This window comes from Nostoc sp. FACHB-133 (assembly GCF_014698055.1).
Taxonomy (GTDB): Bacteria; Cyanobacteriota; Cyanobacteriia; order Cyanobacteriales; family Nostocaceae; genus Nostoc.
On the sequence record NZ_JACJSH010000049.1, the window covers coordinates 29,755 to 55,787 of the forward strand.

19 protein-coding genes are annotated in these 26,033 nt (G+C 44.1%); 6 read left to right on the top strand and 13 right to left on the bottom strand.

Going from position 1 to position 26,033, the window contains the following annotated elements:
• Positions 1-14: 14 nt before the first annotated feature.
• The 4 genes from H6G86_RS28540 to H6G86_RS28555 all read right to left on the bottom strand — a co-directional run bounded on the left by H6G86_RS28540 (position 15) and on the right by H6G86_RS28555 (position 11,003).
• Complete coding sequence (locus H6G86_RS28540; RefSeq protein ID WP_190937127.1) at positions 15-4,064, bottom strand: DNA-directed RNA polymerase subunit beta''; 4,050 nt, start codon at positions 4,062-4,064, stop codon at positions 15-17.
• Between the two features lie 102 nt (positions 4,065-4,166).
• Positions 4,167-6,044 carry a DNA-directed RNA polymerase subunit gamma gene (locus H6G86_RS28545; protein ID WP_094342607.1) on the bottom strand — a complete coding sequence of 626 codons (1,878 nt, stop codon included), beginning with the start codon at positions 6,042-6,044 and terminating at the stop codon, positions 4,167-4,169.
• A 123-nt stretch (positions 6,045-6,167) separates the two neighbouring features.
• On the bottom strand, positions 6,168-9,467 hold the full coding sequence (gene rpoB, locus H6G86_RS28550; protein ID WP_190937128.1) for a DNA-directed RNA polymerase subunit beta: 3,300 nt from the start codon (positions 9,465-9,467) through the stop codon (positions 6,168-6,170).
• Between the two features lie 750 nt (positions 9,468-10,217).
• Positions 10,218-11,003 (bottom strand): TatD family hydrolase, encoded by a 786-nt coding sequence (locus H6G86_RS28555; RefSeq protein WP_190937142.1) that lies wholly within the window; start codon positions 11,001-11,003, stop codon positions 10,218-10,220.
• A gap of 84 nt (positions 11,004-11,087) precedes the next feature.
• Here H6G86_RS28555 and H6G86_RS28560 point away from each other — a divergent pair, with 84 nt between their 5' ends.
• Positions 11,088-11,276, top strand: a complete 189-nt coding sequence (locus H6G86_RS28560) for a hypothetical protein (protein WP_190937129.1) — start codon at positions 11,088-11,090, stop codon at positions 11,274-11,276.
• Positions 11,277-11,348: 72 nt separating this feature from the next.
• Here the strand turns inward: H6G86_RS28560 and rpsT are convergent, their stop codons facing one another.
• Positions 11,349-11,648: a 30S ribosomal protein S20 gene (rpsT, locus tag H6G86_RS28565; protein ID WP_190937130.1), complete on the bottom strand. Its 300-nt coding sequence runs from the start codon at positions 11,646-11,648 to the stop codon at positions 11,349-11,351.
• Positions 11,649-12,372: 724 nt separating this feature from the next.
• On the opposite strand from rpsT, the gene hisD reads away from it, so the two are divergent.
• From hisD to H6G86_RS28580, 3 genes are all read left to right on the top strand, one after another.
• Positions 12,373-13,674: a histidinol dehydrogenase gene (hisD, locus tag H6G86_RS28570; protein WP_163928968.1), complete on the top strand. Its 1,302-nt coding sequence runs from the start codon at positions 12,373-12,375 to the stop codon at positions 13,672-13,674.
• Positions 13,675-14,018: 344 nt separating this feature from the next.
• A complete protein-coding gene (locus H6G86_RS28575; RefSeq protein ID WP_190937131.1) occupies positions 14,019-14,444 on the top strand; it encodes a universal stress protein in 426 nt (141 codons plus the stop codon).
• 292 nt (positions 14,445-14,736) lie between these two features.
• Entirely contained in the window at positions 14,737-14,886 is a 150-nt protein-coding gene (locus tag H6G86_RS28580; protein WP_190937132.1) for a hypothetical protein, read from the top strand.
• A 156-nt stretch (positions 14,887-15,042) separates the two neighbouring features.
• On the opposite strand, the gene H6G86_RS28585 is transcribed toward H6G86_RS28580, so the two are convergent.
• Positions 15,043-15,429 carry a hypothetical protein gene (locus tag H6G86_RS28585; protein ID WP_190937143.1) on the bottom strand — a complete coding sequence of 129 codons (387 nt, stop codon included), beginning with the start codon at positions 15,427-15,429 and terminating at the stop codon, positions 15,043-15,045.
• Positions 15,430-15,635: 206 nt separating this feature from the next.
• On the opposite strand from H6G86_RS28585, the gene hslO reads away from it, so the two are divergent.
• Positions 15,636-16,541, top strand: a complete 906-nt coding sequence (gene hslO / locus H6G86_RS28590) for an Hsp33 family molecular chaperone HslO (RefSeq protein WP_190937133.1) — start codon at positions 15,636-15,638, stop codon at positions 16,539-16,541.
• A 156-nt stretch (positions 16,542-16,697) separates the two neighbouring features.
• Complete coding sequence (locus H6G86_RS28595) at positions 16,698-18,770, top strand: type 2 periplasmic-binding domain-containing protein (protein ID WP_190937134.1); 2,073 nt, start codon at positions 16,698-16,700, stop codon at positions 18,768-18,770.
• 135 nt (positions 18,771-18,905) lie between these two features.
• Here H6G86_RS28595 and H6G86_RS28600 read toward each other — a convergent pair whose 3' ends face one another.
• The 7 genes from H6G86_RS28600 to H6G86_RS28630 form a co-directional block, all read right to left on the bottom strand.
• Positions 18,906-19,772, bottom strand: coding sequence for an NAD(P)-dependent oxidoreductase (locus tag H6G86_RS28600; protein ID WP_163928974.1), 867 nt, complete (start codon positions 19,770-19,772; stop codon positions 18,906-18,908).
• A gap of 432 nt (positions 19,773-20,204) precedes the next feature.
• On the bottom strand, positions 20,205-21,392 hold the full coding sequence (locus H6G86_RS28605; protein WP_190937135.1) for a class I SAM-dependent methyltransferase: 1,188 nt from the start codon (positions 21,390-21,392) through the stop codon (positions 20,205-20,207).
• A gap of 69 nt (positions 21,393-21,461) precedes the next feature.
• Positions 21,462-21,815 carry a DUF5615 family PIN-like protein gene (locus H6G86_RS28610; protein WP_190937136.1) on the bottom strand — a complete coding sequence of 118 codons (354 nt, stop codon included), beginning with the start codon at positions 21,813-21,815 and terminating at the stop codon, positions 21,462-21,464.
• 6 nt (positions 21,816-21,821) lie between these two features.
• Entirely contained in the window at positions 21,822-22,154 is a 333-nt protein-coding gene (locus H6G86_RS28615) for a DUF433 domain-containing protein (protein WP_190937137.1), read from the bottom strand.
• Positions 22,155-22,252: 98 nt separating this feature from the next.
• On the bottom strand, positions 22,253-22,642 hold the full coding sequence (locus H6G86_RS28620; protein ID WP_114085291.1) for a VOC family protein: 390 nt from the start codon (positions 22,640-22,642) through the stop codon (positions 22,253-22,255).
• 113 nt (positions 22,643-22,755) lie between these two features.
• Entirely contained in the window at positions 22,756-23,292 is a 537-nt protein-coding gene (locus tag H6G86_RS28625) for a GAF domain-containing protein (RefSeq protein ID WP_190937138.1), read from the bottom strand.
• 586 nt (positions 23,293-23,878) lie between these two features.
• A complete protein-coding gene (locus H6G86_RS28630; protein WP_206758449.1) occupies positions 23,879-25,999 on the bottom strand; it encodes an Eco57I restriction-modification methylase domain-containing protein in 2,121 nt (706 codons plus the stop codon).
• Positions 26,000-26,033 lie beyond the last annotated feature (34 nt).

Consider the following 26,033-nt stretch of genomic DNA (forward strand, 5'->3'; position numbering starts at 1 on the left):
GAAATTTCAAGTCTCTATTCGTCGTCGAAATCATCCTCGTCGTCTTCCTCTTCTTCCTCAAAATCGTCGTCGTCTACGACTTCATCGGCGATTAATTCATCTTCATCATCTAGAATTGATCTTTCTGCACGTCTGCTGCCAAAGCCAGATTCCCCAAGGGTCGGAGAATCTAAATTATAGGTACGAGCTGTGCGGTCATCTAAAACCATATCCAGAGGATCATCAACTTCATCTAAGACACTACTGCTAATCTCAGCAGCATAATCATCGATCGCACCGGGTTCTTCATAGGTATTGTATCCAGTACCAGCCGGAATCAATCGCCCGATAATCACGTTTTCCTTTAATCCGCGCAGCCAGTCAGATTTGCCTTCGATAGCTGCTTCGGTAAGTACCCGTGTTGTCTCTTGGAAGGATGCTGCGGAGATAAAGCTGTCGGTGTTCAACGATGCTTTGGTGATACCCAACAATACTGGGGTATACTGTGCCCTCGCACCGCCTGTAATTGCCATAGCTTCGTTCACCTGCTCAACTTGGCGCAGTTCTACCAATTCGCCGGGAAGCATGGTGGTGTCACCACCATCATCAATCCTGACCTTGTTGGTCATTTGGCGAACAATTACTTCAATGTGCTTATCGGAAATATCAATCCCTTGAGACTGATACACCATTTGCACTTCATTCACCAAAAATGTTTGTACCTTCTGCAAAGCAATGCTGGCACAAGCATAGATTCCGTCTTCAGAACCCAGGCTAAAGAAGATCTCCAAAATTTCGTGGGGATTAGATGGCCCATCAGTTAACGGTTGTCCCGCTAATACTATTGATCCATCTGGCACAATCAAGTTTTGTCCAGGCCCCAGAGGATAATCTGTCACCACGCCATTTGATTCTACGACCTTAATAGCGATCGCTTCATCACCACTTTCAGCGTAAACTACCTTAACTTCTCCGCCCCGCCGACATAAAATGCAGGCTTCTTTAGGTTTACGAGCTTCAAGTAGTTCCTCAATCCGGGGCAAACCTTGAATGATATCTCCGGTTTTGGCGCGTTCAAACACCAGCAACACCAAGTTATCACCCCGTTGTACCAAATCGCCGTCTTCTATCTGCAACACAGCACCAGGGCTGACTCGATAAGGACGACCAATGCGGGTAGTAACAACGTAGTTTTTAGTACTCAGAGCTGATTCCCCACCAGATGCAGCGGCAGCATTTTTAATATCTACTACCTGTCCTGATTCTGGGGCAAAAACTCCAGGAGCAATTTCTGTACCTTCTACTAGCAAGTCACCCACTTTCACCTTGGGCTGAGTACTAGTATTAATGGTGAGCCTGTCAGCGTCACGCAACACTAAGCAGCGACGCACGTTTTCGGTTCCTTTGCGGACACCTCGCACTTCCCCGCCTTCTTTACACAAGATTTGGGTACGTGCGACTACAGAACCTGGGGCAATGGTTAGCCCATCGTGTACCTCAAGTGTAGTCTGGGTGCTACCTTGGGTGGCATCGGCGGTAATGTCTCGACGAATTACCAAGGATTCCAAAATTACCAGTTGTAAACGTTGAACTTCTGGGTCTTCAGTATCCTCTACTAATTCAATATCTGCTGCCAGGGGTGAGGCATTATGGTCTTGTTCCCCTTCTTGCTCAATTTCCAGTACTAGCTGGGTTCGCAGCAATTCTACACCTTCAACAGATTTGACACGTTCCGAATCTTTGTAAGGTAGTCTCTGCACCGCTCTTAATTGAATTGATCGCCCGGTTTGTTGACTTACCGATGTAGTGGATGGCACATCTGGGTTATCAGGTACGGCAAACTCAACTACTGGACGACTCAACAGGGCAGGGCCTTCTGGTGTTTCCACATACTGGATATAACGCAATTCCGTGGCGACATTACCTTGGAATTCCTCACCTGGTTGGATGAAGGTGTTATCTCGCCCGATGACTGATTCTGGATCGTCCACCATCAGCAGTTCCCCTGGCTTGACCACGACTTCCCGCAGGATGTCGTTTTTCTGGGTTACTTCTACCACACCACTGTTTTGGCAGAAGATATCTTTCACTACTTCGGTGCCAGCTTCTACAAACTGACCGTCTTCCACCAACAGCAAGGAGATATCTTTATTAACTTCGTGGCTTTCTTCAGGAATCCACAACAAGGTACCGCCCTGCACGACTTCATAACCCAGCTTGGCTTTACCTTTTTTCTGGACTTCGACACCAGCGAATTTCAGGAATCCACCAGTGGTTGTGCGATAGCGGTCATCAATTAACTCAGCTACTACTTGACCATTTTGCACTTTTGTGCCTGGTGTAGCTCGGAGGTTAAATACCTGGTTGTTGCCAGTAGATACTAAGTAATTATTACGACCTTGAGAACTTTGGACTGTCACGGTTGCTTGGTCTAAGACCACAGAAGCAGTGATAATCTCGATTTCCCTGGTACTCTTACCTGGGGTAGCTTCGGGCAAGCGCACCACACCGCCGTGTAAACTGGCTAATTTGGTTTCTGCTAAAACTCCATTAGCAGCGATCGCATCACCATTTTTCACCACCAATTCTGCACCAGGTGGCAAGTTGTAAACTTCCCCAGACAAAATCCAAATCAAACCACCACGTGCGGCTGTAGTTGTGGTATTACCTTGACGGTCAGTTTTTTGTTCTGGGACTACTTCGGCAAATTGCACTTCCCCTGCTAAGTCAGAGGCAACATCTTTAACTGCTTTTTCTGTATTAGTCCGAGTTGTACGTCCACCAAGGGCGACCTCTGCCAACAACTGCCCTTGTTTTACCTTATTTCCATCAAATACATATAGTGTTGAACCTTGGGTCAGATGAACTTCTTGGTTCTCTGGGGTGACATCACCTACTTTTGTTGGTTCCAAAAGCATGATGCCATTCGCCTCAACATACAGGGCATCTTCCCCGTGGCGGGTACGATATGTTCTGGTTTTCAGTTTGCGGGGAAGCTTGACAGTCCCATCGATTTTAGAACGAACTTGTTGCGCCACTTCTCCAGTAAACACCCCACCCGTGTGGAATGTCCGCATGGTTAACTGGGTTCCGGGTTCACCGATACTTTGGGCGGCAATAATCCCCACAGCTTCGCCTAAGTCTACCATCTTGGCGTGTGCCAAACTCCAGCCGTAGCAGTGTTGACAGACAGAACGTGCGGCTTCACAAGTTAGTGGCGATCGCACCACAACTTCTCCCACCCCAGACTTTTCAATTTTCTTCGCCAAGTCTTCAGGAATTGGCGAATTGCGTGCTGCAATCAATTCTTTTGTGACCGGATGCACCACATCTTCGCCAATTACTCGTCCCATCAAGCGAGTTGCAAGAGGAATCAAGGTTTTAGCACCTTCTGTCATTGGTCGAATGCTAAGACCTCTGGTAGTGCCACAGTCAAATTCCCGAATAATTACATCCTGGGAAACGTCGACTAATCGGCGGGTGAGATAACCAGAGTCAGCCGTCCGTAAGGCAGTATCTACCAATCCTTTTCTGGCACCGTAAGACGAAATAATGTATTCCGTCACAGTTAGCCCTTCACGGAAGTTGGTTTTGATAGGTAAATCGATAATTTCCCCTTGAGGATCTGCCATCAGTCCCCGCATCCCAACCAACTGCCGGACTTGTGAGATGTTACCCCGTGCCCCGGAGAATGCCATCATGTATACGGAGTTTAGGGGATTAGTCTTCTTGAAGTGAACGACTACTTCATCTTTCAAGGCTTCACTGGTACCATTCCAAGTATCGATTACCTTTTGGAAGCGTTCTACTTCAGTGATTTCTCCCCGTTGATAACGGGTTTCAGTAGCGCGAATTTCTTCCTCGGCTGCTTCTAAGAGCAATCGCTTAGTTGGTGGTATCATCAAGTCATCTACACTGATGGAAACCCCTGCTTTGGTAGCATAGCGAAATCCCAGATCTTTCAATTTGTCCGCCATCACTGCGGTTCGCGCTGTACCATAATTCGTAAAAGCCCAAGAAATTAAATTTCTCAGTTGACCTTTGTCAACCACGCGATTGCGAAAAATCATTTTTTCGTTAGTCATTAATCATTAGTCCTGAGTCATCAATAATTAATAATTCTTAATTCGTAGTTCGTAATTCGTAATTAATTCTTCAATTACGAATTACGAATTAGAAATTACGAATTAACTTGCTAGTGCTTCCTGAATGGCATTGTTGTAAATAACGCGGCCAGGAGTTGTGTATATATACTGTGAAAGTACATTGCCCTTAGCGTCTTGTCTGACTCGACGGAACTTATAGAGTAATGTGCGGGTACCATCCTCGTTTTCCGTCACTTTCACGGGTTCTGTATCCGGCTGGTCTGATTCTATTTCGCCGTCAAACCTTACGTAAATATAGGCGTGCAAGTCAATTTGATCTTGCTGGAAAGCCATAATTACATCCTCTAGCGAAGAAAAGTAATTTCCTGCCCCTTTTGTCGCACCGGGATTTTCTGCTGTTAAATAATAGGCTCCCAACACCATATCTTGACTAGGCGTGATGATGGGTTTACCCGTGGCTGGTGACAAAATATTGTTAGAAGCCAACATCAACAACCGTGCTTCAGCCTGACTTTCTAACGACAGAGGGACGTGTACCGCCATTTGGTCGCCGTCAAAGTCGGCGTTAAACGCCGGACACACCAAAGGATGCAGTTGAATTGCTCTACCTTCTACCAAAATCGGTTCAAAAGACTGAATACCCAAACGGTGCAACGTTGGTGCCCGGTTTAGCATTACAGGGTGTCCTTCAATCACCTCTTCCAACACATCCCAAACACTGGGATCATTGCGGGATATCAGCTTTTTCGCAGCTTTGATGTTATTTACCATGCCGCTACGAATCAGGCGGTTGATCACAAATGGTTGAAATAGCTCAATCGCCATTTCTCTAGGCAAACCGCACTGGTGAATTTTCAGCTTTGGCCCGACCACAATTACAGAACGTCCAGAGTAGTCAACTCGTTTACCTAACAAGTTTTGTCGGAAACGTCCTTGCTTACCCTCAATAATGTCGGACAAAGATTTCAGGGGTCGGTTATTTGCCCCTACAACAGTTCGTCCCCGACGACCATTGTCAATCAAAGCATCCACTGCTTCTTGCAGCATCCGCTTTTCGTTCCGCACGATAATCTCTGGTGCCAAAATTTCTTGTAAGCGTGCCAAACGATTGTTGCGGTTAATTACCCGGCGATACAAATCATTCAAATCGCTCGTGGCAAACCGTCCACCATCTAGCTGCACCATTGGCCGCAAGTCCGGGGGAATCACGGGAATGACTGCCATTACCATCCACTCTGGTTTGGAACCAGTGGCGATAAAGTTGTCAATCACCCGCAGTCGCTTAATTAGCTTGGCTCTCTTTTGTCCCTTGGCGTTGCCAATTTCTTCGCGTAGGCTTTCAGCTTCTTGTTCCAAATTGATATCGGCAAGCAAACGCAACAGCGCTTCAGCCCCAATACCTACCTCTACGCCTTGCAGCACAGAATCTTCGCTATAAATTTGGTCTTCTATTTCCAACCACTGGTCTTCACTCAGCAGCTGTTTGTAAGTTAAAGTTTCGGCATTACCTGCACTCAGGACAACATAAGAGTTGAAATATACAATCTGCTCCACATCCCGCAAGGGCATATCCAACAGGATGGAAATATAGCTAGGAATGCCTTTGAGATACCAAACGTGAGCTACTGGTGCGGCGAGTTTAATATAGCCCATGCGGTGGCGACGCACCCGTGACTCGGTGACTTCTACCCCACAGCGCTCACAGACAATACCTCTATGACGAACTCTTTTATACTTACCACAATGGCATTCCCAATCTTTCGCTGGGCCAAAGATGCGCTCACAAAATAAGCCATCCATTTCTGGCTTGAGAGTTCGGTAATTAATCGTTTCTGGCTTGGTAACTTCACCGACTACTTGACCATTAGGCAATGTTCTTTCGCCCCACTGCCGAATGCGTTCGGGGGAAGCCAAGCCGATTTTTACGTAGTCAAACTGATTAGTTTGGGCAGGTCTCATACTTAATTCGTAATTCGTAATTCGTAATTCGTAATTAACAATTTCTAATTCGTAATTAACAATTTTTAATTCGTAATTCGTAATTGAAGAATTAATTACGAATTACGAATTATCAATTACGAATTATTCGTCGTCTTCCAGCGATTCGCGGGAAAGAGATTCATAAGTTGGTCGAGGAGGTGTGCGACGGGCTGATTGGTCTGCCATCAAATCGACTTCCACATCTAGGGAACTGCCGTCTGCTTGGGTTTCTACCTTGTGTACAGCAATATCCAATCCTAATGATTGCAACTCGCGCATTAGCACCTTAAAGGATTCTGGAGTTCCAGGTCTAGGAATTGCCTTACCTTTAACGATCGCATTTAACGCTTCATTCCGTCCTTGCATATCGTCAGATTTAACTGTGAGCAATTCCTGTAAGGTGTAAGCCGCACCAAAGGCTTCCAATGCCCACACTTCCATTTCTCCAAATCGTTGACCACCTTGTTGTGCTTTACCACCCAAGGGTTGCTGAGTCACCAGCGAGTATGGGCCTGTGGAACGGGCGTGGATCTTATCATCCACCAAATGCACCAGTTTCAGCATATAAGCCACACCGATGGTAATTGCTCGGTCAAAGGGTTCACCTGTACGACCGTCATACACCATGATTTTGCCTGGATTATCTGGGTTATATACCCAGTCTTTCCCTGTTTCGTCCCGTGCTTCTTGCAATTTGCCATGCACGATTCGGCGCGATGACTCTTCACCGTACATTTCATCAAACGGAGTAATCTTAAATCGGACTCCCAAAGTTTGACCAGCCCAACCCAAGAGGCACTCAAATACTTGTCCGACATTCATCCGACTAGGTACACCCAAGGGGTTAAGTACAATGTCCACTGGTGAACCATCGGGCAAATAAGGCATATCTTCCGCCGGTAATATCCGAGAAATAATCCCTTTATTACCGTGCCGTCCTGCCATTTTGTCGCCAACTTGGATTTTGCGTTTTTGGGCAACGTACACCCGGACTACCATATTGGCTCCTGGTGGCAGTTCATCCCCTTGTTCACGAGTAAACAAGCGCACATCAACTACGCGACCTTTTTCACCGTTGGGGACTCGCAGGGAATTGTCGCGTACATCCCGCGCTTTTTCACCGAAAATCGCCCGTAATAGTTTTTCTTCTGGTGGTTGGTCAGATTCACCTTTGGGTGTTACCTTACCCACCAAGATATCTCCAGCTTCTACCCATGCCCCTATACGAATGATTCCTTGTTCATCCAACTGACGCAAGGCATCTTCCCCGACGTTGGGAATTTCTCTGGTAATTTCTTCTGGCCCTAGTTTGGTTTGTCTAGCTTCAATTTCATATTTTTCAATGTGAATTGAGGTGTAGACATCATCCTGCACCAATCTTTCAGAGATTAAAATTGCGTCTTCGTAGTTGTAGCCTTCCCAAGGCATATAGGCAACGACGATATTTTGTCCTAGCGCCAATTCACCGCCTTCGGTGGAGGAGCCGTCAGCTAATACCTGACCAGCAACAACCCGTTCACCAATGCGGACGAGAGGTTTCTGATTTAAACAGGTGTCTTGGTTTGAGCGTTGGTACTTGGAAAGGGTGTATCTAATTTCGGAGGTGTTAGGTTTAGGACGGACGCGAATTTCTGTAGCATCCACATAAGTAACATCGCCATCAGTACGCGATACAATCACCATCCCGGAGTCTCTTGCTCCTTGGGCTTCCAAACCAGTACCCACTAGAGGACGTTCTGGCTTCAGCAGGGGTACTGCTTGCCGTTGCATGTTCGACCCCATCAGCGCTCGGTTAGCGTCATCATGCTCCAAGAAGGGAATCATGCTGGTTGCTACCGACACAATCTGTACGGGAGATACTGCTACGTAGTCCACCTGTTCTGGTGTTGTGGTGGAAAATTCTTGGCGATAACGTACTGGCACTAGTGGACCAATAATGTGCCCAGTTTCATCTACAGGAATATCCCCAGGAGCAACCCGTAGATCGTCTTCTTCATCGGCTGTCATGTAGGCTGGGGGCAAGTCAAATCTGACTCGTCCATTTTCCACAGGTCTAAATGGTGTTTCGAGGAATCCGTACAGGTTAACCCGCGCATGGGTTGCTAAGGAGCCAATCAATCCGGCGTTGGGGCCTTCTGGTGTCTCAATGGGGCAAATACGTCCATAGTGGCTAGGGTGAATATCCCGCACGGCAAACCCAGCGCGTTCGCGGGTTAAACCACCAGGACCAAGGGCACTCAGACGGCGTTTGTGGGTCAGTTCTGCCAGAGGATTGGTTTGATCCATGAACTGACTTAACTGGCTGGAACCAAAGAATTCTTTAATTGCTGCTACCAATGGTTTGGGGTTCACCAAGGAAGCAGGGGTTAGCACTTCCGCATCGGATACGGTCATCCTTTCCCGAATGATTCTCTCTAGGCGGTTTAAGCCTACTCTTACTTGGTTTTGCAGCAATTCACCGACGCTTCTCACTCGACGGTTGCCTAAATGGTCAATGTCATCGATATTACCGATGTCGTATTCTAGGTTAATTAGGTAATCTACGGCTGCCAAGATATCGCCAGCAGTCAACACCCGCATGGTGTCTGGGACAGAAAGGCGCAATTTCTTGTTGAGTTTGTACCGTCCAACACGACCAAGGTCATAACGTTTCGGGTCAAAGAAACGAGAATCTAAGAGTTGTTGTCCACCTAATACTGTAGGTGGTTCACCAGGACGGAGTTTGCGATATAACTCCATCAGGGCTTCTTCTTCAGAAAATTGCCCTTCTTTTTCGATGGTTTTTTGGAAATATTCGGGGTGGCGTAAGGCATCAAAGATTTCGTTGTCTGATAACCCTAAAGCTTTTAGAAGTACCTGCGCTGAGAGTTTGCGGGTTTTGTCGATGCGTACCCAGACCAAATCGTTACGGTCTGTTTCAAATTTCAGCCATGCTCCCCGGTTAGGAATTAAGCTAGCTGAATAAGTACGTCGCCCGTTTTTGTCGATTTCTGATTTGTAATAAACGCCTGGCGATCGCACGATTTGATTGACAATTACCCGTTCGGCTCCGTTAATAATAAACGTGCCGCGATCAGTCATCAAAGGCAAATCACCAATGAATACCTCTTGCTCTTTGATTTCCCCGGTTTCCTTATTAATCAACCGTGTGGGAACATACATTTGGACGGCATAAGTACTATCCCGCCGCTTGGCTTCTTCGACGCTATACTTTGGCTCTTTGAGTTTGTAGTTATGACCCAAAAAGTGCAATTCTAATTTGCCCGTATAATCTGTAATAGGACTAAAGGAGTTAAGTTCTTCTATCAGCCCTTCTTCCAAAAACCAGCGAAAGCTCGATCGCTGGATTTCAATCAAGTCGGGCAACAGAAAGGCGGGTTCCATGTATGTTTCTTTAGTCATGCCTCTTCCTTTGTCAACCTGGTAAAATTTTCCCTTGGACACTGCTGTTTTACGCTTCCCACTGCTAGTCAGTGTCCTTAGTTGTTTGGGAACTTTTGACACACTTGCTATTTACAGGTGTGGGCAAACGCAGCGATTAAAGCTGGAATGAGCAATTTGGACAAGGGGATAATTGCCCCTAATCGGGTACTCAGACACCAAAAACTCACTATAGTCTTGATTTAAGAAGAATATACAGTTGAGATATTCCTGAGTTTTATCTACGTTCTTCATTTCCCCTCCAAAAAGCGCGTTAATTTGCTGACGCAGCTCTAGACGGTGTGTTTTAAATCCACCCGGCTATTTATACTCTCAGTGATATCTTAGATATCCTAAGACTGAGGGAACGATCCGCACCTTGTTGGTTTTGAATCAGAATTTCTTCGTTTTGCTGGATTGTACTCACAAGGCAATTTCGTTTAAGGATTTTGTATAGGTTAAATACACATCAAGCCGATGTTGTGCAAAATAAAGTCTACCTCAACCTGGTTTGGCACGGTTAGTCATGTGTGGAGAGCATCCGCTTGTAGAGATTTGGAGGATGGCCAAGCCGATAACATCACTGAAAATTAGGCTCAGAAATTTTAGGTTCCTTCCTTTATCATTATGGCGCACGCAAAATGTTTTTGAGGGAATAATATTAGCATATTTTTGTCCCCCTAGAGTTTTATTTTTTTAGCACAACTGAATAAAAGTGATTAAAGCCCACTTTTATATTGACAGACCAAATAATTCACAGGCGTTTTGGGTGGTTTGATGGGCGATCGCTTCTACCGTTTCTTGACGCAGTTTCGCTATTTGCTCGGCTACATAAAGCACGTAGGCTGGTTCATTACGTCTTTGTCCCCGTTTAGGAACTGGGGCGAGAAATGGACAGTCTGTTTCAATCAGTAGGCGATCGCTACTCACCATCGCAGCTGATGATTGGATTGCTTTGGCATTTTTGAACGTGACCGTCCCGCTAAAGCTGATGTAGAAGCCTAAATCGAGAAACCATTGGGTTTCTTCTGGCGTTCCTCCCCAGCAATGCATAACACCGCGCACTCTTTCTCCCTTAAGTTCCCGCCATTTTTGCAACACTTCTTTGGTTGCTACAGCAGCATCACGGCAGTGGATAATTACTGGTAAATTGAGTTCAGATGCGATCGCTAACTGTGACTCAAATACCAAAAGCTGATGCTCATAGTTATCAGCTTTGTAAAAATCCAGCCCCATTTCTCCAATTGCTACCACATTCGAGTCAGAACTAGCTAAAGTTTTGATTGTCTCGGCTGTTTCGCTATTCCATTTCTCAGCATCTAGAGGATGTAATCCCACGGCAAAGCTGATTTCAGGAAACTGGTGTGCTATGGATTGAATGGTGGAAAATTCACCTGGGTGAACACAGGAATGTACTAAACGCACTACTCCTGCTTCTTGCCACCGCGATCGCACTGTTGCTAAATCCGGCTGAAAAGTATCAAAGTTGAGATGAACGTGCGTGTCTACCAGTTGCATTCTTTGTTCTTTGTCGTTAGTCATAAAATTGTTAGCCCTGATCGTGACTAAGGACAAATCATCCTTCGGGTAAATCTTTCTCCTGTGGTAGCCACTAAGCGATCACCAAATTTTCCAGAGGGAACGCCACTTGTTTTAATTGGCATAAACAAAACCAGTTACTCATGGTGCAACCCTGCTGTAGAAGGGTTAAAAGGCACAGAGCAAATTGGTGTGGAAACCCTCAAGATTACACTAACTTCGGATGAGCAACTGGCGTTTTACGCCAGTTAATTACTACAGCTTTTAGAAAATTCGTAACCTAGTGACTCACTCAGTTAAAAGATCGCACTGGCTCAACAATGACTATTCAGCTGCTGTTTGAGTGATGGGCTTTAGTTTATGAGCCAATCTTGACTTTTTCCTTGCCCCATTGTTGGGGTGAAGGACACCCCGTTTGACTGCTTTATCGATTTTGCCGTAAGCTTCGGATAACCGAGCCTGTGCTTCTTGTTTTAATTCTGGGGTAGGATTAGCTGCATAGACAGCTACAGCATTAGAGTATTTCTTCATCAGCGTCTTGACTGCTGATTTGTAAGCTTTGTTACGCAGTCGGTTACGTTCTGCGATTTGGGCACGCTTGAGAGCAGACTTTGTATTCGCCACAGTCAATTCCAAAAATACTATTAATATGTACACACACTACTAGACTTACTAATATAGCATCCAAATTGCCAATGTTATAATTTCCTAAAAAAAATCTGCCATTGGACAATAGTTTTTCTTCCCCTGCTTTCTAAATCTCTTCAGTCCGCAATTGAGTGTGTCGTCAATTTAGGAAATGCGTTAAAATAAGCCATATCAAATAAAACTGTTGTTACCCTAACTCACCACTACCTGAGAAAGCGATGTGGTTGCCAATGTGATATTTCCTGAATTTTAGGATCTATTATCAGAGGCAAAAAACTGTAAACAGCGAAATTTCAGGGTTATCAAAGTATAGAAACGATACTATATCGTGTCTGTACAGATGTAAACTACTGAGAAGTTAGGAAAATAAGTAAAAATTATACTCAGACCCTACCCCCTGTAAATTTAGGGGATTGGATGTGCAAACACACCACCTGCACCCCGCAAGGAGTGAGGGAAAGGGCATAAGGGTAATGGGAAATGGCACACCCACATCCTGCCGCTATCCTGTTAAGGGTTGTCGGACTGAGCAATTAAGTCGCCTTCTCAAGCAAACCATCTGCTGGCAAGCTTGAGAGTATCAAAAAAATCCAGGTTAAGCTAGAGAAGAGAATTAGAGTCAGCTTGCACACCCCAGTGGGTCAAGAGCAATACTAAATCTCAGGTGTGAATATTATAATTTTGGCATTGTCCTTACTCCATGCTGCGAATCATTACTCAGCAGGCAGACGTTAGAGCAGAACTGCAACGGATCTGCGATCGCACCCATGACGAACAGGTGCTTCACAAAGAAGCAACGGTGCGGGAAGTTTTGCAAGCAGTGAAGCGCCAAGGCGATAAAGCTGTATTGCATTACACAGCCGAATTTGACAAACAAACCCTGAAAGCAGAAGAACTCCGAGTTACAGGCTCGGAACTAGATGCAGCCTATCAGCAGGTGTCAAAGGAGTTGTTGGGCGCAGTTCGGCTAGCTTGCCGCCAAATTGAAGCGTTTCATCGTCAGCGAGTACCAAAAAGCTGGGTACACTTTGGCGACGATGAAGTAGTACTGGGCAAACGCTACACCCCTGTAGACCGAGCGGGGCTGTATGTGCCCGGTGGCCGCGCCGCCTATCCTAGTACAGTGCTGATGAATGCAATTCCCGCTCATGTCGCTGCTGTACCTCATATAGTGATGGTGACACCACCAGGCCCAGGGGGTGTAATTAACCCAGCAGTCTTAGTAGCTGCCCAAGAAGCAGGAGTGCAAGAAATTTATCGCATTGGGGGCGCACAAGCGATCGCTGCTTTAGCCTATGGCACAGAAACAATTCCGAAAGTGAATGTGATTACTGGCCCCGGTAACATTTATGTCACCCTTGCGAAAAAACTTGTATATGGCACCGTCGGTATTGATTCTTTGGCAGGCCCCAGCGAAGTGCTGGTGATTGCCGATGAAAGCGCAAATCCGGTGCATGTCGCTGCTGACTTGCTAGCCCAAGCCGAACACGATCCAATGGCGGCGGCAATCTTGCTGACGACAGATGCGGCTTTGGCGAAAAACGTGCAAGTAGCCTTGGAAAGACAGCTAGTGGATCATCCACGGCGAATAGACACAGAAAAAGCGATCGCTCATTATGGGTTGATTGTCCTTGTGGAATCGCTCCAAGCAGCAGCAGAACTCTCAAATGAATTTGCCCCTGAACACCTGGAATTAGAAGTAAAAGACCCTTGGGCACTCTTACCACAGATTCGCCACGCTGGGGCAATCTTTTTGGGTTACTCCACACCAGAAGCTGTAGGAGACTATTTGGCAGGGCCTAACCACACCTTGCCAACTTCTGGCGCTGCCCGCTATGCTTCGGCGTTAGGGGTAGAAACTTTCCTCAAACATTCCAGTATTATTCAATACTCCCAAACTGCGCTGCAAAATGTGGCTGGTGCTATTGATGTGCTAGCAACAGCAGAAGGTTTACCTTCTCATGCTGATTCAGTCCGCCGCCGAATTCAGCAAGAGGAGTAATTTGGAATGGTTAATTTTGTTTAATACTGTTGACAAAAGTCACTTTCTAGGTAGCAAATAAATCATTTGCTACCTGCTTTCAGGGTTTTGGCGAGCATCTACTAGACATTGCCCGCCTATTGTATTGTACTGACTGATGATGTAGTAAACCTTAGCGTCCCCAAATGACTGGCGAAAATATCTTCCTACAATGCACTAGCGTCAAATTTGGGTGAAACCAATTCATCGCATAACCTCGAAAACATATACTAAGTAGGCAAATATAAAAATAATTTAGTGTAGCTGCTCACAAGTTTTACTACATACTTATGTAACGGGGTCTACTCTTATAGGAGACGAGAGCGGTGCTAAAGAATATTTTGATAGCTCTGGACGGTTCGGAAATGGGAGAACGAGTAATTCAGAGTTTAGATAATTTGGTGTTATCAAAAGATGCCAAGGTTATTATCTGTCATGTATTTCCTACACCAGAGTCTGAAATGGAAATACCTGCCGATCGTCCTCAGCCAGAGTCCCCAACATTTTCTTATTTTCAACTGGAAAAACAGCTGCAATCCTATCAGGAAAAATTATCAGTCCCAAGTGAATTAGAACTGGTAACTGGCGATCCTGCCGAAGAGATTATTCGTCTTGCCAATATTTACAAAGCTAACTTAATTATAATTGGTAGTCGGGGATTAATTGGGATGAAGCGAATTGTCCAGCGTTCTGTAAGTAGTCAAGTTGTCGAAGAAGCTAATTGTTCGGTGTTAGTGGTAAAGCCGAATTAGAATCAGGTCACTTGAAGTATGTGATTTGACTAATCAGAGACTCAATAATAAGTCAGTGGGCGTAAATAATTGTTGTTGAGATAAGGCAATAAGCAACAGGGAAGGGCAACAGTCAAGAAGCCTCTTTGAGTTGTACCGAATGTTTTCAAAAATAAAATATGAGCCTTATATAAGCCAATACGGTTCAGTTCAGGGCTACTGGCAACAATTTTTGGTTTTCAAGACGCGATAAATCGCCGTCTCTACAAGAAGTGTTTTGGGCTTATCTGAACGTATTGCTATATAAGCAGTTATGACTGGTGAAGACTGGCGTTTTGGAGTTTATCATCGTGCGAATCGTCAGGTGACTCAAGACCAGAAACGCTATCAAGTTCTAGAAGATTTATCTGTCATGGTAAAAATCATTGTAGGTATTATTTCTGCTTCTGGAACTGGGAGCTAGGGACATAGAGACTAAGGAAAGAAGTCGGGGAGTGCCGTGAGCGTAGCCGAACGGTAGCAGGGAGTAAGGGGACAGGGGCAGAATAAAAATTAGCTCTTTCCCCTCTGCCTCTTGTACCCCATACCCCAATTCCCAATCCCTTCACATTCAGCCGATTCAACGTCCTTGAGTTGCCAGAAATTGACGCAAGCTCAACAAACTCAAGGTTTGACCCAAATTTAAGGGCAAAAGTGAAACTCCTTCCAAGCGGGATTGCACCCAACCTTCTCCCCAATACCATTCATGAAACCCGTCAATACCTCCACTGAGTAGCAAACGGAGACAGTTGAATTTTACAACATCTACTTGATGATGAATTGAGACTGGCCCAGTCCAGGTAGTAAACTGAAATCCCGGAAGTAGTTCTTCTGGCATTCCTGGCGCAAAGCGTTGCGCTAAGAGCCATTTTTCTAGTTGTACCGGATGCAGCAGACTATCACGAATTGCATCTGTTGGCGCTTCAATTTCGATTCGCAGTTGACTTTGTTGAAAATTACCTAGCATTTTTCTAAGACTGCCTAAAAGTGAGATATCGCTATTTCTAATATTGCAAATAGTTTTTGTCATTAGTCTTTTGTCCTTTGTCCTTTGCAAATAACTAATGACCAATGACAGCCGTTTGTTTACCTAACACCCCACTACGTTACTTTTCTTGCAGCAGAGAACTTAGAATAGAAAAAGTGAACTTGTTAAGAAATGTAAGGTTATTCATGGCGGATCAGTTAATTCGTGCAACAGCAGCCGAAGGTGGAATTCGTGCCGTAGGTGTGATCACCACACGTTTAACAGAAGAAGCACGGCAGCGACACAAGCTTTCATACGTGGCAACGGCAGCACTGGGTCGCACTATGGCGGCGGGCTTGTTAATGGCTTCTAGTATGAAGCGAAGTGGATCAAGGGTCAATATGCGGGTGAAGGGCGATGGCCCTTTAGGCGGCATATTGGTAGATGCCGGCTTAGATGGTACGGTACGCGGGTATGTGGGGAATCCATCTATAGAATTACCTCCTAATGCCAAAGGTAAGCTAGATGTTGGTGGTGCAGTGGGTGGTGGCTACCTCTACGTTGTGCGAGATGTCGGTTATGGTTATCCTTACTCTAGTACGGTAGAACTAGTTTCTGGTGAAATTGGCGATGATGTGGCTCATTATCTGGTGAATTCTGAACAAACACCTTCAGCTTTAGTTTTAGGTGTGTTTGTGGGAGCAGGGGGAGTAACTGCGGCTGGAGGATTACTAATACAAGTGTTACCCAAAGCTGCCAGAGATGAAGCCCTCGTAGAAACTTTAGAATCACGAGTCGCTGGTTTGGCAGGATTTACGCCATTATTGCAAGCCGGGAAGAATTTGACTGAAATTTTTAGCGACCTATTAGGCGATATGGGCCTGGAAATCTTTTCCGAACGGCAAATGCTGCGTTTCCACTGTGGTTGTTCTTTCGATCGCGTTTTGGGGGCACTGAAAATTTTGGGAGAAGCCGAACTGCAAGATATGATTGTTAAAGATAATGGTGCTGAAGCAACTTGCGACTTTTGCGGCAACGTTTACCAGGCAAGTAGCGATCAGTTAGCTCAACTAATTGCCGATTTACAAGCTGAATCTACTGTTTCAGGATAAAGTATAAAAAGACACTAATTTTTTAGATTGAACATGGTATTCTGTGGAGAGGGATAATCAAAAAAAAGTAGCTTTTTGATCGCGAGAAAGTTACTATGGCATCAATGGAATTATCGACCTAAAACAGAGCGCTATTCAATTATTTTGGTGTGAGAGATGACAGAGCGGGATATTCCAGACAGTTGGTCTTCAGCCAGTGATAGAGAGCCAGATCAAAACAAAAGATTATCCCGAACAGAACAATTCGGTGAAACTCAACCATTTGGTGTCCCACCCACTGGTTCTACTTCTAAGTCAGTGAAGCGGCGAAAAAAAAACGATACACAAGGATTACCTATAAATAGTCATTCAGGAGAGACTGCCAAACTCAGTAGTGCTTCTGGGAAATGGCCACGCTGGATGAAAAGCTGGACATTGTGGCTAGTACTACTAATGTTGATTCCCGGCAGTGTAGGATTCTTGGCAATGGCAATGCTGCTAAAGTTGCCGGCTGCTCCTAATTGCCCCTCGATTTTCTGGCCCCTAGCTAGTGCTTCTGTGCGGCTACATTGCGCTCAGTTGGCGGCTTCTAAGCAAACAGTGAACGACCTATTGCAAGCGATCGCTCTGGTGAAGCAACTACCACAAAATCACCCGTTGCATGGAGAAATTGATCGTTTCATCGAAGAATGGTCGCGGGATATTTTGAAGCTAGCCGATCAAAGTTTCCAAACAGGGAATTTAGAGGAAGCGATCGCTACTGCTCGCAAGATACCCGAAGATGTGGCAGCTTATAAATTAGTCGATGAACAAGTTGACAAATGGCAGTCAATTTGGACAAAGGCAGAAGAAACATACAACGGTGCGATCGCAGAAGTAAAAGAACGGCGCTGGCAATCGGCGTTCATGTTATCCGCCAAAATGCTGCGCGTAGACAATCAATACTGGGCGGGCACTAAATACGACCAATTGAATCGTCTAATCGCCGGAGCGCGGGAAGATGGCGATAAGTTAGGAAAAGCGGAAAGTTTAGCAAGCAGCAAAGTAGTCGATAATTTACTAGAAGCCATCAAGCTAGCCGAGTCTATTGGGCAGGAAAGTTACCTTTACCAAAAAGCTCAGGAAGCGATTCCTGCATTTGGACGCAAAATGCTGGAATTGGCACAGGCAAAACTAGACAAGCGGGATGCCGATGAAGCACTGAATATTGCTAGACAAATTCCAGAGAGTACGAAACTACAGGGTGAAACAGACGACTTTATCGCCATAGCTGATGCGAAAAGAAGTGCTTGGATCGGTAACGTTTCTGGTTTAGAGGCTGCGATCGCTCAAGCACAACAAATCGATCCTTCCAGACCAGTGTATAACGAAGCCCAGCAACTGATTGCTCGTTGGCAGTTGGAAATTGAAGATGTTGCCAATCTAGAAAAAGCGAGGTTGTTGGCTAGCCAGGGAACAGTCCCTAATTTAACAGCAGCGATCGCCCAAGTACAGTTAATACCTGTAAATAATCCCAGGGCCACAGAAGCGAGGCAAGAGATAGATCGCTGGCGTGCCCAAGTGGAGACAATTGAAGACCAACCTTACTTAGAACGTGCCGAACAGATAGCTGTATTCGATGATATCAACTCTTTGCAAGCTGCGATCGCTCAGGCCAGCGAAATTCGTAGAGGTCGGGCATTATATCCAGAAGCACGGAAAAGAATTCGGACTTGGATAGGAAAAATTCAGCGAATTCAAGACCAACCCTACTTGGATCAAGCACAAGAACTGGCTCAGAGTGGAAATCTCACCGCCGCCATTAGCGCCGCTCAACAAATTGCCTCATCGGGAAGGGCGCTTTCACAAGAAGCGCAAGCTGCGATAAATGATTGGGAAGGGCAAATCCGCACTAGAGAAAACTGGAAAAAAGCCCAAGAAGTTGGCGCGGCTGGTACCCCAGAAGCTTTGGTTGAAGCAATACGGCTGGCAGATCGGGTTTCAAACAATAGCATCCTACGTATGGATGCGAATCTGGCTATTGACCAATGGAGTCAGCAATTGTTAGAAATAGCTCGCTCTCAAGGTCAGTCTGATATTGCTAGAGGAATTGATATTGCAAAATCGATTCCACGCGGTAGTGCTGCTTACAGTGCGGCGCAAGAGCAAATTAAAACTTGGCAGGATTTTCTGAATCCTAAACCTGAACCTCAGCCTCAACCCCAGACTGAATCTCTACCATTTCCTCAATCAACTACTAATGGGCAGTAATATTGTCATTTAAAGATTAAAACCTTTTAATTTAGCATTTTCAAAAGGCATATCCAGGGATGCCGGGGTGTAAAAAAACTTTTTAAGTGGGGTAGCACAGCGAGTTGTGCTGCCCTACTTAAATTTATTCCTCCATTACTCTCCCCATTCTTTAATTACAGAAAATAGTGATGAGTAATCATCATCGGCAAATGACATTTTCACGGCTGTTTGTAAGATTTGCCGCACACCTTTAATACTGCTGAGATCCAAACTTCGAGATTTCGCTTCAGAGATAAACAATTCTGTATCTTTGAGCAAATGTTTTGTGGGGAAATTCGGATCGGCATAATTGCCATCCAACATACGTTGTAGCTTTTTGTCAAAGGTAGGTGCGTAGAGTGGACTGTCGCGCAAGATTTGCATAAACATATCCACATCAACACCCTGACGCTGGACAAAAGCCAGGCTCAAAGCAAAGCTAGTTGTTAGGGAAGCTATTAGTTGATTTAATGCCAATTTAAGCGCCGCCGCAGATCCTACTGGCCCTATAAGTAAAGGTTCTGTCCCAAAATTTTGGAGTAACTTCAAGTGCCGTTGATATTGTTCTGGCTCTGCCCCTACCATCACACTCAACTTACCAGCTTGTGCTTCCGGGATACTCCCTAATACTGGTGCTTCTAAATACTCACCACCACCACCAACGATTGCATCTCTAATTTCCTGGCTTTCTGTGGGAGTAATTGTTCCCATTTGGATGATTGTGCGCCCTTCCAAAGTTTGCCAAGAAGTGTCTGAAAGCAACACATTATAAATGGCCGGGGCATTAGTCAGCATGAGGATTACGCACTCAGCAGCACGAATGGCGTGGCGGGGATGTGTAGCAATTTCAGCCCCAGCTGCTTGTAGTGGTGCTAATTTTTCTGGGGTGCGATTGTAGGCAACTAGCTGTATATCTGCGGCTAATAACCTTTGAGCCATTGGTAGTCCCATCAGTCCAGTTCCCAGAAATGCCACCTTCATTTTTCACGTTCCTTTAATACAGCGTAGGCGTAGTCTGTTGTAGACATCGCGTTTCCATTGTTTGATTTTGATCAGCTGTTCCACATTGAAATTGCACAAGCTGGGCGGGCTTTTCAGCCTACCCCACAAGAGTTATGTTTATTCGATTATGCAAATTAGATGTTTTTTAGCTTATCAGTTATCAGTGAACAGTTATTTTTGAACACTGATAACTTCGTATTTGCTGATTATCCACCAGCCGCAAAAGTCGCCATAATTATCACTGAAAGTAAAATACCAGGAGTAAGTAGTATTACTAGCATTAGCAGGTCATGGGTGGACATAATTATTACTTTTGTATTGTGTTTAACTTTACAGTATTCACTGTTATGCTAGTCTAAATAAGATTGATACTGCATTCTTAAATAGAGTTTTAACTTTTCAAATTTACCTTTATTCTGGCAGGGTCAATCCTTTGAGTTTTTGAGAAGTTTCTGTATTGTCCAGACCTTTGCTCTGAATTAAGACTCCAAAGCCGCCGAGTCCTGTGGGATCTATAAGTTGGTGTAGTGCATCCCGATGCTGTAGTAACTGCAAGAGAGGTTGCTTTTGCTCGGAAAGGGCTGCAATGCGATCGCCTAATCCCAACGCCATCAAAAATAATCCCTGCTGGATAAAACCAACATTTTTTAAATTGCACCGTTCGCCCCAGCGTTCCAAAGCCGTAAAGTCAACATGGGCAGTGATATCTTGTCGCCCAATATTAATATAAGGGTTGTCATGGAAACGATGATGATAATAACACTGTAGTGTTCCCTGCGATCGCCTGGGATTATAATAATGGCTGGCGGGGTAGCCATAATCAATTGTTAACACATAGCCGCGCTGCAAGCGGTCTGCTACTATACTCAACCAGTCTAGAGCAGCTAAATTAATTTCACTACGGTAGCCATCTGGATATGCACTTTGGGTAAAGTTCATTTCCACTAAGTCTAAATATTCAGCCAGTTGGGGGGTTGAAGGTTCTCCTGTGACTTCTATAAATGATGGGTATGGGGCATTGGTTTCTTTCTCATTCTTCTCTGTGGTTACGTAAATTTCTCGGAGTTCTCCCGTTTCTAGGATGAATTGATGTACGGGGAACGCATCTACTAACTCGTTAGAGAAAAAGCAACCTGCGATCGCATTTGGTGGTATTTCCTCTAAATTGCACCAACGCACAGGGAAATCTTCTAAGCGTTGCTGCTGTTCTTGTCTTAAACTTGAAGACTTTTCAACAATTATGTACTCTAGGGCGGTAAAAAAATCTGGGTAGTGCTGTTGATGATATTTAAGGATATGCAAAGCTAGCAATCCTTGACCTGCTCCCATTTCTACCAGAGAAAAGGGTACAGGTTTTCCTAAAATTTCCCACATTTGGAAAAATTGTTCTGCTAGTAACTCACCAAAGTCAGAACAGAGGTTGGGAGAGGTAAAAAAATCACTATCTTTAAAGCCAATTTTGACTACATCGCTGGAATAGTAGCCGTATTCAGGGTGGTATAGTGCCAGATCCATGAATTGGGCAAAAGTAATTCGTTGTTGAGGACTGGTAGTAATGTGATTTGCGATCGCTTCACACAGCAAAGCATTGGAATCCATAAAATTTCAGATTTTAGATTGGGGACTACAGAAAACAAATGCTTACCAACGACGGTTCGCCTCCAATCGTTAACGCAAAGGCAAGAACCGGACTTGTCCTTCCCATTCTCCTTCTAAGCTACATTCATCTAGCAACAAAATTTCCTCGATCGCCAAACCAACTGAAACACGACGACTGATCTCAAATAAACCAGGCATTGCCAAGCCTGCTTGTAATCGTTCATAAGCAAAAGTTGTCATCGTTGCGACATCATGAGTTAGCACCACACGCCTGTTTTGCGCTGCCCATTCTAATACAGTTGGATCGTCTGCTTCAGTCAATCCAACATCCTGAACACGGACAATATCAACATTAATGTTACGACGCAGAACACCACGGATAATCTGATTATTAAAGTTCTCATCAGCCAAAAAACGCAGCATCGTAATTTACCCTTGTGGGTTGCGTCTTGCTAAAAGGCGATCGCGCACTCCAATAGGGTTAAAACGCTTTTCAGCTTCCTGCTGAACTTTCGTGGCAAGTCTTTGACGCTCTAGAAGGTAGGTATCAACCTCACCTTGGTGTTGTAAGTAATAACCAATCACCAAATAGATATCCCAAAGATGAAGCGATGGGTACTGTTCTCTGATCTCTTCTGCTGTAGCCCCTTCAAGGAAAGCTGTAACGACTGTATCTAAAGTGATGCGGGTTTTGCTAACTCTAACAACACCATTTGCATCAGTTACAAGGGGAATCGGGGTAACAGTAGGAATAAGTAGCATTTTAATATCTGGGCAGTGCTGTTTTCCTATGCCCAGTATAAGCCAAATCTAGAAGCAGCCATTTAGATCAAGACATCTGCTAAAAGGCAATTTGTTACTTAGCCACTTACCAACGACACCAGCACACCATTGGGATCGCGGACACGAGCAATCATTTGTCCCCCAGGCTGGCTTTTAGGGGCATCTAATGTTTTTGCACCAGCGCCGATCGCTCTCATGTAAGCGCTGCCAACATCGGGGGTAATAAATGATATCTGAATTAATGTCGGTGGTTGTGTGGGATCATTGGCATGAAAGCCACCAGGAAATAATTTCTGTGCTTCGCTACTAGAGGAGAAAGCTAGTGTAGTGCTGCCGGTTTCGATTTCCGCCCAGATAGATTGTCCTTTATCCTGGAGAGTGCGACGAACCAGACCAAAGGCTTTTTCGTAAAACTCAACTGTTTTAACTACATCGTCTACCCAGATGACCGTGTAACCAAATTTCATAATTCTTTCTCCTTATCTAGAAAAAATTGAGGGTTTGAAACCCACGGAGGTGGGTAAAGCCTTGTGTAGACGCGGTTTCTAACCGCTCTTTTAACTACGAATTACGAATTATTTTAGCTCTCCAAAATATTACGATCTGTCGCTAGAGTTTGTGCGCCTGTTTGCATCATTTCTATATCTGATGGCGACCAATCATGAGTCCCTTGACAGTGATGTGCTACTAGCAATCCCCATAATCCTCTAGGGATGACAATTGGTACAACCAAGTTAGCGCGAACCTGCAAATTGCGGAGAAAATCTCGGTGACAAGGATGGATTGGCTCTAATTCAATATCAGCGATCGCCTTTACCCGTCCTGCTAAGTATAAAGCAGCATACTCGTTGTTAAAACAATCATCTGGGCCAGTGGAACCAAGTATTGAAAACTCTTGAGAACTCAAAGATTCAAAAGTCACTTGTCCTTCCCACTGACTGTAAAAATAATACAACACCACCCGATCAACCTGAAGCGATTCTCTGAGTTGATTGGTCGTTTGCCGCACTAACTCATCGCGCTGCATTGTTTTAACAAGGCGATCGAGCAATTTTTGCAAACCCTGTTCACGGCGATCGCGGCTATGGTTAAATTCGGAGTGAGGATGAATTTGCACGGTTCTAAAATTACGACTAAGTAAATGCTGCCGGATTTATATAGTAATTTATTACACCTTATTTAAATACATTTTTGTATTTATAGCAGCAATTCGATTTTAACGAAACATAATCGGAGTCAACCTTTTTAAGAAATTTAAAATAAATTATTAAGAAACTACAATTTTTAATTTGCACCAAAAATAATTCAAAATTATAAATTTAGTATTAAGAATTTTGAAAATTTACAAATAATATGTTTTGTCTTTCCCAAGCTTGAGGCAATAAATATACTTCAAATTCTAATGTAACAATTCAGTTTGTATTCCTCGTTACAGATATTTGAGGATGTTTGAAAAATTCTTTTCACGGTAGCAAAACGTTTTACCCCACCCTAACCCTCCCCTTGTAAAGGGGAGGGAACTAGATTTCCGGCTTCCCCCCTTTCCAAGGGGGGATTGAGGGGGGTAATTCGATTTGTGTGTACACCGCAAGGGGATTAGGGGGAATCAATAAGTGCAAAGATACAGCAAATTACTTTTCAAACAACCTCTTAGTCATACTGATAGTATTCTTTGTTTGCATACTCTGCATGAAAACGAAAGCCTAACAAGAGACTAATTCTGAGTTTCCAAACATTGGGGCAAAGGTGCGGTAAGCTGACAATGCTGCTTCTTTAACTGTTGCATTCACAATCGGAAAAGTAGTGAGGATGTAGCTAAATTCATCTTCGGTTAAGCCGTAAAGATGTGCTACCATTCCATCGAGTTCGGCGCGGAGTTTGGCGCGTTCTGCTTCGTCGGTAACGCCTTGTTGATGGGAACCTAGACCGACTTCTTGCGCGAGTTCGTCAAATTCTGGTGTCGTGCAGATGAGTTTGGCGGCACGTTGTACAATATCGTTGAAGTTGCGATCGTTTTTTGTTAAACGTGGTACGGGTAATTGGTAAATGTAAAACATATTAAGGGTTGTAGTTACCTTTTGGCGTATCATCCAATCAAGCGTAAAACTATTGGTAATAGCACAAAGAAACAACATTTCTTGATTAGAAATTCCAGTTTCAACAACTTTGAGTGTAGTACTATTAACCTCAGTAAACACATTTTTCGGCGTTATATAACAAATTAGTGTTCGTGAATTGGTGTTACTGGCAATGCGACGATGTACCCAGCGATACCCCTGGTAATTCATCAACTGTCCTTTGTCTTCAGTACGACCAATAAGAGCTTTTCTACCTTCTTTTTCATCAATCCAATAAAGAGGCTTTTCTCCTGTTTGCTCAAATTGGTTAAATAGCTTACCTGTAAAAAGTGGTAGCCTTCCTGGTTTGTACTCTTGGTAGAATAAGTGACTATCATTAGTCATGTGAAATTCGTTACTAAGAATTAAATTCCACTTATCTTTAATTTTTTCACTCAGTAAAGGGAACTTACCCATTTTCTCAGCTATGCGGATATCAACCTCATTCTTAAACTCCATTACAGATAAGGAATCAGGCGATAGTTTACGTATCATATCTACGTTAATCTGCAAGCTATCACCACTAGGAAACATTTGAAGTTCTTGCACATCCAAACGCATAAATGCAGATGGGAATTCTGTTGTTGTACTACCTTTAACAAAAGTAAGAACAACAAATTTAAAACGACTATCAACTTCTTCAAAAATTGTCTTACGATTCTCAAGACAGAATAACCCAGTCACTTTAGTTTGACTAAACAACATCTCCCGCAATTGCTTAGTCCCCAAATCAGTGTAAATCCCACTAGGAATTACAATTTCGCACTCACCGCCTGAACGCAAAAGATTAAAACACTGTTCTGTAAACAACTTATAAAGATTAATATCCGTACCTGCTTTTTTACCATTTACAATAGAAATCTGATTTTTATACTGTTCAGATGAACGATAATAAGCACTCACATAAGGATATTGACTTTGATATTCTAACCAAGTACTTGCAATTATGGGATTTTGTAAAAGTTTATTCTGTTCTTTCTCAAAATCCTTAATATCCATCTTATTCTTTGTCACCAGTTCATTATGCTGTGCAAAGAACTCTTTCGCCTGTGGCTTAAATATTTCCCAAGGTGGATTAGTAATAATTGCATCAAAACCACCGCGTTCTAAAACCTCGTTAAAATGATAACCCCAATGAAACGGCTTCAAAGCTGCAATATCCTCAACCTTCAAAACCCGCTTCTGTGATTTCCCAGTTAACTGAACTTCTTCATACTTGATACCCAAACGCTTACTAAACTCATCCAACAGCAAAAGATTTAACTTTTCTTGCGATTTTTTGTTGAGTTGTTCAATATTTTTGCGGATGTGTATCAATCGAGTATCTTTAGGTGTATCTGTATTGGGTAATGCTTTAGGTGAAAAAGCGTGTTCTTTATACAACTCAACAGATTTATTTTTTTCTTCTAAAATTTTCTTATAATTATCTGCGGCTAAAGACTGTAATAGATTTCCTTGTAGTGAATTACCCACCGCATCAAAAGCCGTATCATCTACTTTAATTAAACCAATCAGCGAATTACCCGCCATAATATTAAAATCAATATTCGGCAAAGGCTCTAACTCTTCTACATCATTAGCAGAAGAAACCAACGCTAAGAAAAGACGTAGTTTAGCAATTTCCGTTGCTTCCTCCATGATAAGTAGGACAGGGTGAAAAAACCAAATTGTGTAAAGATAAGTAAATACACATAATGTATCTACCACGGTAACAGGTATATGGGCAGCCGTTTAAGGGTAT